General features: G+C 72.4%; 11 protein-coding genes and 1 pseudogene. All 12 read left to right on the forward strand.

What is annotated here, in order from left to right:
* Positions 1–113: 113 nt before the first annotated feature.
* Positions 114–1055, forward strand: a pseudogene (locus CRP55_RS44965) (pyridoxal-phosphate dependent enzyme); the annotation flags it as partial.
* Between the two features lie 58 nt (positions 1056–1113).
* Positions 1114–2367 carry a diaminopimelate decarboxylase family protein gene (locus tag CRP55_RS44970; protein WP_245923760.1) on the forward strand — a complete coding sequence of 418 codons (1254 nt, stop codon included), beginning with the start codon at positions 1114–1116 and terminating at the stop codon, positions 2365–2367.
* Between the two features lie 89 nt (positions 2368–2456).
* A complete protein-coding gene (locus CRP55_RS44975) occupies positions 2457–2849 on the forward strand; it encodes a hypothetical protein (RefSeq protein WP_097328223.1) in 393 nt (130 codons plus the stop codon).
* The gene (locus CRP55_RS44980; protein WP_097328224.1) at positions 2846–3601 is read left to right on the forward strand and encodes a vWA domain-containing protein; all 756 of its coding nucleotides are present in this window, start codon (positions 2846–2848) and stop codon (positions 3599–3601) included. Before CRP55_RS44975 ends, CRP55_RS44980 begins: the two co-directional genes overlap by 4 nt.
* A complete protein-coding gene (locus CRP55_RS44985; RefSeq protein ID WP_097328225.1) occupies positions 3601–4341 on the forward strand; it encodes a PP2C family serine/threonine-protein phosphatase in 741 nt (246 codons plus the stop codon). Before CRP55_RS44980 ends, CRP55_RS44985 begins: the two co-directional genes overlap by 1 nt.
* Positions 4338–5363 (forward strand): protein kinase domain-containing protein, encoded by a 1026-nt coding sequence (locus CRP55_RS44990; RefSeq protein ID WP_143235382.1) that lies wholly within the window; start codon positions 4338–4340, stop codon positions 5361–5363. Before CRP55_RS44985 ends, CRP55_RS44990 begins: the two co-directional genes overlap by 4 nt.
* On the forward strand, positions 5360–5992 hold the full coding sequence (locus tag CRP55_RS44995) for a 4Fe-4S single cluster domain-containing protein (protein WP_097328227.1): 633 nt from the start codon (positions 5360–5362) through the stop codon (positions 5990–5992). The genes CRP55_RS44990 and CRP55_RS44995 overlap by 4 nt, the downstream gene beginning before the upstream one ends.
* The gene (locus CRP55_RS45000; protein WP_097328228.1) at positions 5989–7242 is read left to right on the forward strand and encodes a coiled-coil domain-containing protein; all 1254 of its coding nucleotides are present in this window, start codon (positions 5989–5991) and stop codon (positions 7240–7242) included. Before CRP55_RS44995 ends, CRP55_RS45000 begins: the two co-directional genes overlap by 4 nt.
* Complete coding sequence (locus CRP55_RS45005; protein WP_097328229.1) at positions 7239–9179, forward strand: AAA family ATPase; 1941 nt, start codon at positions 7239–7241, stop codon at positions 9177–9179. The genes CRP55_RS45000 and CRP55_RS45005 overlap by 4 nt, the downstream gene beginning before the upstream one ends.
* Positions 9176–10720, forward strand: a complete 1545-nt coding sequence (locus CRP55_RS45010) for a hypothetical protein (protein WP_097328230.1) — start codon at positions 9176–9178, stop codon at positions 10718–10720. Before CRP55_RS45005 ends, CRP55_RS45010 begins: the two co-directional genes overlap by 4 nt.
* A gap of 26 nt (positions 10721–10746) precedes the next feature.
* A complete protein-coding gene (locus CRP55_RS45015; protein WP_097328231.1) occupies positions 10747–12054 on the forward strand; it encodes a hypothetical protein in 1308 nt (435 codons plus the stop codon).
* Between the two features lie 9 nt (positions 12055–12063).
* A complete protein-coding gene (locus CRP55_RS51785) occupies positions 12064–14556 on the forward strand; it encodes a hypothetical protein (RefSeq protein WP_101536252.1) in 2493 nt (830 codons plus the stop codon).
* Positions 14557–14562: the final 6 nt, after the last annotated feature.

The raw sequence follows: 14562 nt of genomic DNA on the forward strand, positions 1-14562 counted from the left end.
CTTCGGCGTAATACCTATGGGTAATGGGCGGTTCCTAATTTGATTAGTGAACACATGGCGAAGTGTCAATGGGATTCCCGGCCGACGCGAAAAGACGTGTGACGATGCACCGCATGCGTTTTGCCTCCTCGATCGTCGAACTCATCGGAAACACGCCGCTGGTGCGGGTGCAGCGGGTCGCCGCGCACGTGGCGCCCACGGTGCTGGCCAAGGTCGAATATCTGAACCCGGGCGGGTCGGTGAAGGACCGGGTCGCGATCCGGATGATCGAGGCGGCCGAGCGGGACGGCCGGCTGCGGCCGGGCGGCACGATCGTCGAGCCGACCTCCGGCAACACCGGGGCCGGGCTGGCTCTCGCCGCGCACGGCAAGGGGTACCGCTGCGTCTTCGTCTGCCCGGACCGGGTCAGCCAGGACAAGCGTGACGTCCTCCGGGCGTACGGCGCCGAGGTTGTCATCTGCCCTTCGACCGTCCCCCGTGACCACCCCGACTCGTACCACTCCGTCAGCGACCGCCTGGTCGCCGAGATCGACGGGGCCTGGAAGCCCGACCAGTACACGAATCCGGACGGGCCGGCCAGCCACGCCGCCACGACCGGACCGGAGATCTGGCGCGACACCGACGGGCGGGTGACCCATTTCGTCACCGGGCTGGGCACCGGCGGGACGCTCAACGGCACCGGCCGCTTCCTCAAGCGGATGGGGCCCGTACGGGTGATCGGCGCCGCCCCGGAGGGCTCCGTCTACGCCGGCGGGAACGGGCAGGGCTATCTGGTCGAGGGCATCGGCCAGGACTTCTTCCCGCTCACCCACGACCCGGCGGTGCCCGACGAGATCGTCGCGGTGCCCGACGACGAGACGTTCGCGATGACCCGGCGGCTCGCCCGTGACGAGGGGCTGCTGGTCGGCGGGTCGAGCGGCGCCGCCATGGTGGCCGCCCTGCGGGTCGCCGAGCGGCTGGGGCCCTCCGATGTCGTGGTCGTGCTGCTGCCCGACGGCGGCCGGGGCTATCTCACCAAGATCTTCAACGACGACTGGATGACCGTCCACGGGTTCGACGTGCCCGCGCACGCCGTCACCGCGGCCTGAGAACCGGAGACACCGCACCATGCCGATGAGTGACGACTTCGACCGGCGCCTGCGCGCCGTGCTGCCGCACGTGGCCGAACGGTTCGGGACGCCGTTCTACCTCTACGACGCGGCGGGCATCGACCAGACCGCGGCGGCCTTCAACGAGGCGTTCGCGGGACTGGACTGCCGCGAATACTTCGCGGTCAAGGCGCTGCCCAATCCCGCCGTTCTGGGCCGGCTGGCCGCACACGGCTTCGGTTTCGACTGCAGTTCACTGCCGGAGATCGAGCTGGCCCGGCGCACGGCGGGCGAGCTGTTCTTCACGTCCAACAACACCACCACGGCCGAGCTGCTGACGGCGCTGGAGGCCGGCGCTTTCGTCACGGTCGACGACGAGGCCGTCCTGGACAAGCTGATCGCCGCGAACGCCGTGCCGGCCACGCTCGGCTTCCGGATCAATCCGGGCCCGCTCGCTCCCGACTTCGACGCCGCGCTCTTCGGTCATCCGCAGGCGGCGAAGTTCGGCATCCCCGTCGAACGGCTGACCTCGGTCGTCGCCAAAGCCACACACCATGGTGTACGGGCGGTCGGCCTGCACATGATGATCGCGGCCAACTTCCGTACGCCGGAACCCACGCTCTTCGCCCTCGATCTGTTGACCGCGCAGGCGTTGCGGCTCGGTGTCGAGGTCGCGCTCCTCAACGTCGGCGGCGGCATGGGCATCCCCTACCGGCCCGGCGAGACGCCGCTGGATCTCACCGCCCTGGCCGCGGCCGTCCGCGATCGGGCCGGCGCCTGGCCCGCCGGCTTCCGGCCCCGCATCTGCTTCGAGAACGGCCGCTACATGACCGGGCCGCACGGCGTGCTGGTGACCCGGGTCGTCAACCGCATGTCGAAGTACCGCGAAGTGGTCGGCGTCGACAGTACCGTCAACGCGCTGCTGCGCTCGGTCGTCTACGACGGCGTCTACCACCACGTGACCGCCCCGTTCGCCGGCCAGGGCCCGGCCGAAACGGTCGACGTCGCCGGCTCGCTGTGCACGAACATCGACCGTTTGGCTGTCCAACGTGTACTGCCGCCCGTGGCAGAGGGCGACCTGCTGATCGTCCACGACACGGGCGCCCACGCGCACGCCATGGCGTCGGTCTACAACGGCCGTCTGCGGCCGAAAGAGCTGCTCCTGCACGCCGACGGGACGGTCGAGCTGATCCGCCGGGCCGAGACCGACGACGACTATTTCGCGACGCTGCGCTTCGAGCCGGAGACGCTGAGCCCGGCGGTTCACGCCATGAGGTGACACCCGAACGGGTGACGGTCTCGACGGGGACGACCGCTTGCTGTCCGTCAGTACTGGGGCGACAAGCAGTCCGACCTGGAGGCACCTCCATGCAGACCGTATCCGCGCCGGCGTTGCTGGCCGGCACCCTGCTGCCGGTCGCCGGGGCCCTCGCGGCCGGCGCCGCGCTCGGCGGCGACGACGACTTCAACCCGGCGGCCGGCGTGGCCGCCGGGCTCGTCCTAGCCGCCTGCGCCGTGGTCGTCCTCCTTCCGCGTCCGGCGGCCGAGGAGGATCCGGAGGTCGCGGCGTTCGGTGGCGCCCGGCCGGAGCCCGGGGCCACCGTCCGGGTCCGGGCCCACTTCGGGCCGGCCGGCGGTTATGTCGAGCATGACGGCCTGCTCCTGTGGGCCACGCCCGCGCCGGGCACCGACGGCCTCGCGCCGGGCGCCCTCTGCCGGGTGCGGACGGCCGGCGGCGAGCTGACGGTGACCCGGGCATGACCTCCCCCGCCGTCGGCTTCCCGCCCGTGCAGAGCAGCAAGAGCCGGCTGCTCATCACCCTCGTCGTCGACACGTCGTCGTCGATGGCCCGCGACGACGCCATCGGCCAGCTCAACGAGGCGCTGCGGTCCTGGCGCGAGAGCGTGCACGCGGACAACCACCTGCGGCACATCAGCGAGATCGCCGTCGTCACCTTCGGCGCGGGTGGCGTACGCGTCGTCGACCCCACCGGGCACGAGCGGGGCGGGGAGCCCTTCGCGCCGATCACCCGGTTCCAGCCGCCGACGCTGCGGGCGGGCGGCTTCTCGCCGATGGTGGCCGGCATCAAGCAGGGCCTGCAGGTGATGGACCAGCGGCGGCAGGCTCTCGCCCGTGAGGGCATCCAGATGGCGTACACACCCCTGGTCTTCCTGCTGACCGACGGCGCGCCCTCCGACGAGCGGGGCAAGCCGTGCGAGCTGTGGCGCAATCTCGCCCCGGAGCTGCGCCGGCAGGAGCAGGAGCAGGGCCTGATGTTCTTCGCCTTCGGGGTGCGCGGCGCCGACGCCAAGGTGTTGCAGGCGCTCGCCCCGGACAAGAACTACCAGGCCGACGGCACCGATTTCGCGTCGGTGCTGGGCGCCGTGCGGCAGAGCATCGACAGGGTCGTGCGCAGCACCGAGGGCGTGCGGACCGAGGAGATGACGGCCCGGCTCAAGAAGCGCAAGTCGGCCATGGACTGGATCACCGACCACGCGCGGGGAGACGCGTGATGGCCGGCTGGCGGGTGGTGCCGGTGTCGGTGACCGGTCCGGAGCATGTGCGGCGGGGCGCCGGCAACCAGGACGCGTTCGCCTGGCGCGCGGACGGCGACCGGCTGGTGCTCGCGGTGGCGGACGGGGCCGGTTCGGCCGTACGGTCGGCGACCGGCGCCCGCCTCGCCGTCGACGCCGCCTGCGACGCCACCGCCGTCCTGGACGAGTTCGGGGCGGAACCGGCGAGGCGATATGCGGGAAGGGTTCTCGGCCTGTTCGACCGCCGCCTGGCCCGGCTCGGTGGCGAGCGCGGTGACTACGCCACGACCCTCATAGCGGTCGTCGCGCGCCCTCCGGCGTACGTCTTCCTGGCCGTCGGCGACAGCTTCCTCGTCGTCGAGCATCGCGACGGCGGCGCGCATCTGGTCGTGCCTCCCGACAACGGACCCTCCCTCGGCAGCACGGTCTTCCTGACCTCGCGGGGCCGCGCGACTGCGGTGCGCTGCGGAGTGATCGAGGATCCGGAGATCACCGGGCTCGCGCTGTGCAGCGACGGGGTGCTCGACGCCGTGCTGGCCGCCGGGCGCGACGCCGACGGCGAGCCGGCGCTGCTCGCGCCGGCCGACTTCACCGCCTATCTGCGCATGTTCGCCGATCCGGCGGCCCGGCCGTCCGACCTGGCCGAGCGCCTCCGGTCGCCCGACTTCACCGCCAGTTCGGCCGACGACAAGACGATGGTGCTGGCGGTGCGCGCGTGACCCTCTACATCGAACCCGGCCGCCCGATCAACCTCGGCCCGCTGGTGCCCCTGGGCGAGGGCGGCCAGGGCGTGGTGCTCGGCCTGCTCGACGAGCCCGGTGTCTGCTTCAAGTTCTTCCTCGAGCCGTCCGAGGACCTCGACCGCCGGGTCAACGGCCTGCTCAAGCAGCGGCCCACCGAGTGGCCGGACGGCGGCGAGCAGGTCATCGCCTGGCCGAAGTGGCCGCTGCGCGACGAGACCGGCCGGATCCGCTCGGTGGTGCTCCCCCGCTTCGACGGCGCCTCCCTCTACGCGCTGTTCGACGCCGACCAGCGCCTGGAGTTCCTGGACCACCCGACCTGGGCCACCTGCCTGCAGGCGGCGATCCGGATCAGCTCGATCTACCGGCAGCTGCACCGGGTCGACGTGGTGATCGGCGACGTCAGCCCGAACAACCTCATCGTCGACCGGTCGGGCCGGGTCGCGCTGATCGACTGCGACAGCGTGCAGTTCGTCGACGACTGGTCCCGCGAGGTCTTCCCGGCCGACATGGCCACCCGCGAGTACTGCTCGCCCGAGGCGCTGGGCAGCCCGGCCCGGCACCTGGCGCCGTCGCACGACCTGTTCGGCATGGCGATCCTGCTCTGCCAACTGCTGATGGACGGCGACCACCCGTTCGAGGGCCGGCCGTTGCGGGGCCCCGACCACGGCGTCGAGGGCAACATCCGGGAGGGCACCAGCGCCCTGTTCACCCCGGAGCGGCTGGTCCCGGTGGCCGGCCGGCTCGACCTGCGGGTGCTGCCCAGGGTCGTACAGCAGCTGGCCTTTCGCGCGCTTTCCCAAGGGCACACCCATCCGCACGTACGCCCGAGCGCCGCCGAGTGGGAACGGGTGCTGCGCGGTGTGCTCAACGACCTGCTCGGCTGCCCCCGCAACGCCAATCACTTCTTCCCGGCCGCGCTCGGGCCGTGCCCGTGGTGCGCGCGCTACGACGCCGGCATCGCCGACCACTTCCCCTCGGGTTCCCGGGGGCTCCGATGACGACCCTCGACGTGGCCGAGACCCATCCGGCCTGCACGGTCCTCGGCCCCGGTAGCCGCTACGTGGTGTGGGTGCAGGGCTGCGGCATCGGCTGCGCGGAATGCGTGAGCCCGCAATGGATCCCGTTCGACCACACCCGCGCCCGCGACGTCGCCGAGCTGGCAGCCGACATCGCCGAGCACGCCACCGACGGGCTGACCATCAGCGGCGGCGAGCCGTTCGCCCAGGCCGGTGCGGTGGCCGCTCTGGTCGCCGCGGTCCGCGAGCGCCGCGACCTGTCGGTGATGAGCTACACCGGCTACACGATCGAGCATCTGCGCGCCCATGGCACGCCCGGGCAGCACCGGCTGCTGGCCGAGCTCGACCTGCTGGTCGACGGGCCGTTCCTGGCACACCGGCAGGCGGCGCTGCGCTGGCGCGGCTCGGCCAACCAGCGCCTGCACTTCCTCACCGGCCGGCACGCCGCCCTGCGCGACGCGCCCGATCTCAGCGCCGGCCTGCAGATCGAGGTCGCCGCCGACGAGAGCGTGCGCTGGCTCGGCGTCCCGCCCGTGGCGGGCTTCCGGCAATGGATCGAGAACCGGCTCGAGCTCGAGCCCCTTGAACAGAAGCAGGAGCGGAACCCATGAGCGGATCCCCGAAGTACCAGACCGTGTCCAGCGGCGAAATCCGCCGGCGGCAGGCCGAACAGGCCCGCAAGCGCCGAGAGGAGCAGCGCAAGGAGAAGGAGCGGCAGCGGCTGGCGGCGGCCCTGGAACGGGCCCGGGCGCTGGCCCTGAGCCGGGCCGAGGACGTGGCCGAGCGGGTGGCCGCGCTGAGCCGCGAGGCCGCCACGGCCGGGCTGGCCGGCGACCAGGCCGCCGAGAACCGGCTCGAGCAGGCCCGCGAGCGGATCCGCTCGGCCACCGACCGGGCCGCCGTCGGCGCCGCCGCGGGCATCGCCGAGGAGGTCGAGCGCTCGCTCGTCGGCCTGCGCCAGCGGATCGACGACCACCAGCGGGAGCAGGCGCAGGAGCGGGTGGAGGCGGTGGCCGCTCAGCTCACCGAGATTCCGGCCGACGTCCGGGCCCGCTACGACCGCGGCGGCGCCGAAGAGTGCGAGGAACTGCTCGACACGGCCCGCCGCTACGCCGGCAAGGCACCCGCGAAGTCAGACGCCCGGGCCGAGACCGCGGCCCAGGCCGTGCGCGAGCACCTCGACAAGGTCCTCGCCCGCCGGGCCGAGGAGCAGGCGCGCACCACGGCCGCGCGGGAGGCCGCCGAGGAGGTCTACCACCGCTTCGCCGAGCTGCGCGCCGACGCCGAGCAGGCCCGGGTGCCGCTGCCGGACTCCGACGGCATCAACGCGCGGCTCAGCGACATGGCCACGGCCGTGCGGCAGGGTGACGCGGGCCGGGTGCTGGCCGCCCTGCCCGAGCTGACCGGCCTGGTCGACCGGGCCGAGGCCGCGCTCGACGGGCACATCGACCGGGTGATCGAGCGCCGCGAGCTGCTCAACTCGATCATCCAGGCGCTGCCCGAGGCCGGCTTCTCGGTCGACCGCAACAGCTTCGTGCAGCGCGAGGACGGTGCGATGGAGCTGCGGGCCGGAAGCACGGACGGGCAGCAGTTCGCCGTGCTGCTGCGCGACGGCGCCGGCAACGCCACCGAGGTGCTCTACAGCACCGACACGATGCACGAGGCGGTCGCCGCCGGCACCGGCAAGGCCGGCGAGTGCGGATCGCTGCTGTCGGTCATCAACCGGCTCAGCGAGCGGACCCGCAGCGAGGGCTTCGAGCCCGGGACGGTCCAGTGGGACGACGAGGACGGCGACCAGCCGCCGCCCGCCGCCCACGCCCACAGCGCCCGGCCGGGCGTGCGGGGGCGGACGGCCGGATGAGAAGCGACACTCCCCGGGTGGCGGCCTGGCTGGTCCGGGCCTTCCACGAGCTCCAGCGTGGCCGGCACCTGCTGGTGCACGGCCACGTCGACGAGCTGGTCCGCTGGGATCACGAGTACCTGCCGCTGGCCGAGGTGCTGGCCGAGTTCCTGGCCGGCGCCGGCTTCGAGGTGGTCGGCCGGCACAGCCTGGTCGACGGCCTCACCTATCACGACGACAACGCCCGCATGCTGGCCGAGCGGGCGGGCCGCACCGCGCCGTCCGCGCTGCCGGCCCAGCAGGAGCGCCCGAACGGGAACTGGGCCCCGTTCAGCAACCGGACGGGCCGGCTCGCGCAGTCCGAGGCCAACACGCGCGAGGCGCTCGGCAACGCCCCGCCGGCACGCCCCCGCACCACCACCGAGGCCCTGATCACCATCCGCCAGCTGATGACCCAGCGGCGCACGCCCAGCGCCGTCATCATGGACGCGGCCGACCTGGTCGTCGGCGACGAGGCGCAGGCGGACGAGCGCCGGGCGGTCAACGTCGCTCACGTCCGCCGGATGCTCGGCGACGCCGCCCGCACCGACGTGCTCACCGGCGGCCAGCCGCTGCGCAACACGCTGGTCTTCGTCTGCCGCGAGATCGGCTCGCTGCCCGAGTGGCTGCGCGAGAGTCCCGACGTGGCCACCGTGCTGGCCGAGCTGCCCAGCGCCCAGGAGCGCGAGGACCTGCTCCAGCGCCAGATCAACGATTTCCACGGCGCCGCCGGGGCCGGGCCCGACTCGCTGCGCCACGCGGTCACGACGCTGGTCACGCTGACCGACGGCATGGGCGTACGGGACATCCAGGCCCTCCAGGTGACCTCCCGGATCACCGAGATCGGCCCCAACTCGCCGCGCAAGCTCGTGGCCCGGCACCGGTTCGGCGTCCGCGACGACCCGTGGGAGCACCTGGACATGGACCGGGTCCGCGACGCCGAGCGTGCCCTCAACGCCCGGGTCATGGGCCAGCCCACCGCCGTCCGGGCCGTCTCCGACGCCCTGGTCAACGCCCGGGTCGGCATCGACTTCGTGGCCGGCGACGCCGACGTCGGCAGCCGGCCCAAGGGCGTGTTCTTCTTCGTCGGCCCGACCGGCGTCGGCAAGACCGAGCTGGCCAAGGCCGTGGCCGAGCTGGTCTTCGACGACGAGACGGCGCTGCGCCGCTTCGACATGAGCGAGTTCAGCCAGGAGCACACCAGCGAGCGGCTCACCGGCGCCCCGCCCGGCTTCATCGGCCATGAGCAGGGCGGCGTGCTGACCAACTGGATGCTGGAGCGCCCGTTCAGCGTGATCCTGTTCGACGAGATCGAGAAGGCGCACCCGAAGATCTTCGACAAGTTCCTGCAGATCATCGACGACGGCCGGCTCACCGACGGGCAGGGCCGCACCGCGTACTTCTCGCACTCGATCGTCATCTTCACCTCCAATGTGGGTGCTTCCACGCTCCAGCCGGCCCACCCCGGCGCCCCGCCCAGCTACGAGTTCATCCGGCGGCACTTCACCGACGAGGTCAGCCGGTTCTTCACCTCCGAGCTGGGCCGCCCGGAGCTGCTGGGCCGTCTCGGCAGCGGGGTCGTCGTCTTCGACATCCTGCGCGAGCAGGTGATCCGCAGCATCGCCGGCAAGTTCCTCGAGCAGATCATCGTGTCGGCCCGGGCCCGCGGCTTCGAGCTGATCCTCGACCGGGAGGCGATCGACCGGGCCGTCGTCGAACAGGTGATGGTCACCGGAGCCGACCTGGGCGCCCGCCCGATCCGCGATCCGTTGCTGGAGCAGTGGATCCGGGTGCCGCTCAACCGCTGGATCATGGCGAACCAGCCGCCGCCGGGCACCCGGATCCTGATCCACCGCACGGCCTCCTCGCCGCCGTTCGGCGTCATGACCTATCCCGAGGACGGCGGTGAGGCCGGATGAGCACCGACGCCGCGCCGCGGTCGATGGACGAGCTGCTCGAAGAGGTCACCGCCCTGGAGACCCTCGACGAGCTTTCCCGGGAGCAGTTCGAGAGGTACGTCGAGGCGGAGGCGACCCTGGAGCAGGGGCTGCTGGCCGAGGCGACGAGGCTGCTGCTGGCCGTCGAGCACGACCGGTCGGTGCAGGTGCTCGACATGGTCACCGAGCTCAACCGGACCCTGCGCCGGATCGCCGCCCGGGAGGCCTCGCGCGAGGGCCGGACGCCCGAGGAGGCCGAGTTCTACGGGTGGTGGCGCTCGGCCGCCGACGGCCTGCTGCTGATGATCGAGGGCCAGCGGCACATGACCACGGCCGAGCAGTTCCGCATCCAGGGCGACCTGGAGTCGGCCGCCGAGGAGCTCCGCCAGGGCTACGAGCTGTTCGACGAGCTCTCCGAGAGCGACCACCCGCAGGCGCCGGTCGGCGAGATCCGCAAGCGGGTCGCGGTGGCCACGGCCCAGCTGTACGAGTCGATCGGCCAGTCCCGCATCGGCAACTACCGGGGCGCGCACGACCTGCTCGACAGCGTCCGGGCCGGTTTCGACGAGCTGCTGGCCGAGATCGCCGAGGTGGACACCGACGACCTGCCGCCGCTGCGCGCCGTGCTGGCCGAGCTGGTCCGCGACCTGAACGGCTCGATGGTCGACATCGCGGCCCTGCAGGGCGTGGTCGAGATGATGATGGCCGGGCACGCGGGCCGGTTCCGCGACATGATCGTGACCGGCACGGCCGCCCTCGAGTCGTACCAGATCTCGCTGAACGCGGCGAGCGCCTCGGCCGCCGGCCGGCACGTGCTCGCCCTGCGCCGGCTCGAGATGGGCACGATCTCGTTCTGGATCAACTACGCCGAGTCCGAGATCGCCGTCGACGACGGGAACTGGGAGCGGGCCGGCGAGTTCATCCGCAAGGCCCGCCGGCACCTCATGGACATCAACCGGCTCGGGGTCCGCAACCAGGAGGTCGGCCTGACCGCCCAGCGGCCGGACATCTCGACGCTGGAGTTCATGCTGGCCGGCCTCGACCGCCGGTCCGAGCGGGAGCGCCGGCTCCGCGAGGACAACAAGGACCTGCGGGCGTCTCTGCACCGCGCTCAGCTCAGCAACATCAACGTCTACAACAGCGCCGAGGCGCGGCAAGGAGCAACCACCATGGGCGACTCGTTCCAGTTCAACGCCCCGGTGCAGAACACCGGGAACATGGGCGGGAGCAACAACCAGGCCACCACCCACCAGGCCGCGCAGGACGCGGGCGGCTCGGCCGAGCTGCGCCGCCTGGCCGACCAGCTGGCCCAGTTGCGCGCGGTCCTGGAGACCGGCCCGCGCACGCCGGTCGAGCAGGAGTCCATCGAGCAGGTGCGCCAGGCCGAGGCGGCGGCCCGGGCCGGCGACGAGAACACCGTCCGCAGCCACCTGGCCGGGGTCGGCCGATGGGTGCTCGGCGTCGCCGAGCGGATCGGCGTGGAGCTGGCCACCACCGCGCTGCGGGCGAGCATCGGCGCCTGAGCCGAGACACACGACAAGGAGCCGACATGACCATCTGGACCTCGGGCAACAACAACCACGCGGACGACGCGGACGACGGCCTGGTCGACGACCCGATGCCGCCCGCGAACAACAGCCGGCCGCCGCGCCAGTCCGACCGCGGCTCCGGCCCGGCCGACCCGCCGCCGGGCACCCGCCCGTCCGCCCCGGCCAACCCGTTCGCCATGTTCGACGACACCACGGCGGCGCCCAGCCGACCGCAGCCCGCTCCTCCCGAGCCCGCCCCGTCGCCGCTCGGCATCAACGTGCCGCCGATCCCGATGGACACCCCGCCCACGCCGCCGCCGAGCAACAGCAACCGCACGATGACCGAGCCGGCGCCGCTGCCGATCCCGGGCGGCATGCGCCCCGGCCAGGTGCAGGACTCGACCGTACGGATCGGGCTGTGGGGCTCCACCCGGTCCGGCAAGAGCACCTATCTGGCCGCGCTGCCGATCGCCGCCATGCAGGGCGGCCACGGCTCGTGGGTGGTGGCCGGCACCGACGACCTGGCCGCCGACTATCTCAACCAGAGCGTCAACCGGCTGGTCGTGCAACGGCGCTTCCCGCGGCCCAACCGGGTCATCGAGCCGATCAGCTGGACGTTCCACGGCACGCCACCACCGGCCGGCTGGGGCCGCAACTTCTTCTCGAAGCGCAAGCCGGTGCCGGACTCGGTGGACTTCCGGCTGGAGCTGCACGACCCGCCCGGCTCCTTCTACGAGAACGGCCGCATCAGCGAGGAGGCGATCGAGCACCTGGCCAACGCCAACGGCCTCATCTACCTGATGAACCCGGTGCTCAACCGCAACGAGGTCCAGATGAACTTCGAGGCGTTCTTCAGCGCCCTCCAGCGGCTGACCACCCGCATGTCGGCCTCGGGCCAGATGGACCACGGCAAGCTGCCGCACTACGTCGCGGTCTGCGTGACGAAGTTCGACGACGAGCACCTGTTCCGGCACGTCGTCAGCAACACCAACTTCGTCCGGCAGGACCAGGACGGGCAGCGCCTGCCCCGCATCCCCGAGGAGCGCTCGGCCGAATATTTCGCCTGGGTCTGCGAGCGGCTGCTCGGCGGCAACACCGAGCTGGTGCGCTCGGCGCTGAGCACGCACTTCCACCCCGACCGGATCAACTACTTCGCGACCTCGGCCATCGGGTTCCGGCTGAACAGCAACAACATCTTCGACTTCCGCGACTTCCGCAACACCGAGCAGATCGACGGCGACACCGGCCTGCGCGGCATGCCGAGGCCGGTGAACGTCCTGGAGCCGCTGATCTTCCTCGAGCGGCGCATCCGCGCCGCTCGGCGGTAGGGAAGCGGCATGTACCCGAGCACGGCGGCCGGTGACCCGGCCGCGGCGGCGGCCACCCCGGTGCGGGCCGGGTGGGCGCTGTTCGGCAAGCACGCCGGGCAGACGATGGACTACACCATCCTCGACGGCAGCATCAGCCCGGTCATGGCCGAGCAGTACATCCGCATGGGCCTGACCGCGCACGCCGACGACGAGGGGCTGGGCCGGGCCGAGGCGCTGCCCTGGCTCAGCTTCGTCGGCACGGCCGGCGAACCGGCCACGGCGGCCTGCGTCATGCGGGTCGACTGGAGCGACCGGCGCGACGGCACCGGCCAGGTCGTCACGCCGACCCGGCTGCTGCTGATCCCGTGGGAGGAGGCGGCGCGTACCCGCACCACCTTCTTCGACCAGGCCCGCGCCATGAAGCTGGGCTGGGAGGAGGTGAACGGCGCGCCGGTGGGGGCCGACGCCGACGGCGTCTCGCTGCCCCTGCACCCCGACCACGCCGAGGTGTCGGAGACGGCCATCGAGCAGGTCGGCCCGGAGTGGGCGGCCGGGGTGGCGGCGCTGCTGCTCGAGGGACGGCAGGTGGTGATCGCCATCGACCGGGCCCCGATGTCGCTGGGCCAGCGGCTGCGCTGTCTGGACGCGGTGTTCGCCCTGCTGCCCTACGCCTACCGGGCCCGGCTGAGCGCCGCCACATGGGCCAGCTACCGGGTCAAGCACACGATGCGGCTCTCGGTCGCCGAGCGGGCGGTGGCCGGGCAGATCGAGGTGAGCCCGGACCAGCCGCCGGCCGAGCCGCAGGGTCCGGAGGCGATCGAATACCTGCGGATCCTGCGCGCCTTGACGAGCAAGGGGCTGACCTGGCGCCAGATCGTGGGCCACCTGGCCCAGCAGAGCGATCCCGCGCGCTGCCGGAGCGCGCCGGAGGCGGTCGACCTGCTGGCCGCGATGGACCTGTCGGCCTCGGTGTACCGGGAGATCGTCAACGAGCGCGGGTCGGCGGTCCGCGTGGCACAGGTGCTCGACACGTTCGGCTGGGAAGGTTTCGAGACCCCGGAACGGCAGACCGTGGTGGCCCGGTTCCTGACCGGCGCCGCCGCCGGAGGCGACGGGGAGGCCCAGGCCGTGGTGGCCGCGCAGTGGTCGGCCCCGCCGGTGTCGGACGAGGTGCACCGGCGCATCCAGGCCGACCTCACGGCCAACCGGGTCGACGCGCTGCGGGTCTGGTTCGTGCTCGCCCACCGCTTCGGCCCGGGCTGGCCGCAGCAGCTGCTGGTCAAGGTGACCGAGATGGTCACCAAGCAGCCGACCGGCGCGACCGTGACCGGCTGGCGCAAGCTGCTGTCCGATCCGCCGGCCGGCACCGAGTTCGCCGACCCGGACATCCACCGGTTGTTCCTCGCCCACGCCGGAGCGACCGCGACGCTGCTGTCCACGTTCCGGTTCGACGCGGCCGGGATGCGCGGGCTCGACGCGCTGAGCGACCTCTGGCTGGCCACCGTGCCGAGCCTGCTGCGCTGGGTCAGCCCGGTGATCGCGGCGGTGAAGGGCAATTCGCGGTTCATCTCGCCCGCGCTGGTCGACATGATGCAGACCCAGTGGCCGGGCGGCGTGCCGTACGTCCTGGAAGCCGCGGTGACCGCCGGGCACTTCGACACGGTGATCGTGCCGATGGTCCCGGCGCTGGCCGGGGCCATGGTGCAGTCGACGGACCACGAGGCGAGCATCCTGTCCGCCCTGCGCCGGCTCCTCGAGCTCCGGACGATGCCGTCGGCGCAGTCGCAGGGCTACATCGACGCGCTGATGCTGGTCGGCGAGCACAACGCGCCGTTCCTCAACCGCACCCGTGGGCGGCCGTCGGACGCCTACGCGACCGCGCTGTGCCAGGTCATCGGGCTGCACACGGTCCAGCGCCGGCGCGCGGCCATCGTGGACGGCCTGATGAACGTCCTGAACACCGACACGGCCACGGCCGAGGGCACACGCCGGGCCGTGGCGATGGCGAACCATGTGGGACCCGAGCTGATCGACCGGGTCGCGCCGCACGTGAGCGCGTACTGCTACAACCACCCCGAGGAGATCGCGTCGCTCCAGCTGGGCCCGCAGTGGAGGGCCCGGCTGGACGAGTCCCTCCTGCGATACAACGAGTTCGCCGAGCACTGCCGGGCCGGCGCCCGCGGCGATCGGATCGCCAACGACCTGCTGGGGCTGCTGCGCAACATCCCGCCACAGCTGCTGGTCGCGCCGTTCCAGGCGTGGCTCACGCCGGAACGGCCGATCCACGACGTGTGGCTGGCGCGCCGGATCGTCTTCGCGAACAGCACGGTCGACGACCGGTTCGAGGAGTTCGCCGACTACATGCTGGGCCTGGTCTACCAGGGGCCGCTGCGGGAGCCGTACGCGAACCATGTCCGAATGCTCGCGGAGGCTTCCCGCAGCGAGCAGGACCAGCTCAAGAGGGCCGAGCGGCAGTGGGGAAACCAGCGCGGCCGGTCCTGGAACCCCTTCCGCTGGTGATTGAAG

The organism is Paractinoplanes atraurantiacus, from assembly GCF_900215205.1.
Lineage (GTDB): Bacteria > Actinomycetota > Actinomycetes > Mycobacteriales > Micromonosporaceae > Actinoplanes > Actinoplanes atraurantiacus.

Excerpts from the sequence above, each read along its gene's own strand:
- CRP55_RS44970 (WP_245923760.1), top strand. The coding sequence starts at position 1,114 with ATGAGTGACGACTTCGACCGGCGCCTGCGCGCCGTGCTGCCGCACGTG.
- CRP55_RS44975 (WP_097328223.1), top strand. The coding sequence starts at position 2,457 with ATGCAGACCGTATCCGCGCCGGCGTTGCTGGCCGGCACCCTGCTGCCG.
- CRP55_RS44980 (WP_097328224.1), top strand. The coding sequence starts at position 2,846 with ATGACCTCCCCCGCCGTCGGCTTCCCGCCCGTGCAGAGCAGCAAGAGC.
- CRP55_RS44985 (WP_097328225.1), top strand. The coding sequence starts at position 3,601 with ATGGCCGGCTGGCGGGTGGTGCCGGTGTCGGTGACCGGTCCGGAGCAT.
- CRP55_RS44995 (WP_097328227.1), top strand. The coding sequence starts at position 5,360 with ATGACGACCCTCGACGTGGCCGAGACCCATCCGGCCTGCACGGTCCTC.
- CRP55_RS45000 (WP_097328228.1), top strand. The coding sequence starts at position 5,989 with ATGAGCGGATCCCCGAAGTACCAGACCGTGTCCAGCGGCGAAATCCGC.
- CRP55_RS45005 (WP_097328229.1), top strand. The coding sequence starts at position 7,239 with ATGAGAAGCGACACTCCCCGGGTGGCGGCCTGGCTGGTCCGGGCCTTC.
- CRP55_RS45010 (WP_097328230.1), top strand. The coding sequence starts at position 9,176 with ATGAGCACCGACGCCGCGCCGCGGTCGATGGACGAGCTGCTCGAAGAG.
- CRP55_RS45015 (WP_097328231.1), top strand. The coding sequence starts at position 10,747 with ATGACCATCTGGACCTCGGGCAACAACAACCACGCGGACGACGCGGAC.
- CRP55_RS51785 (WP_101536252.1), top strand. The coding sequence starts at position 12,064 with ATGTACCCGAGCACGGCGGCCGGTGACCCGGCCGCGGCGGCGGCCACC.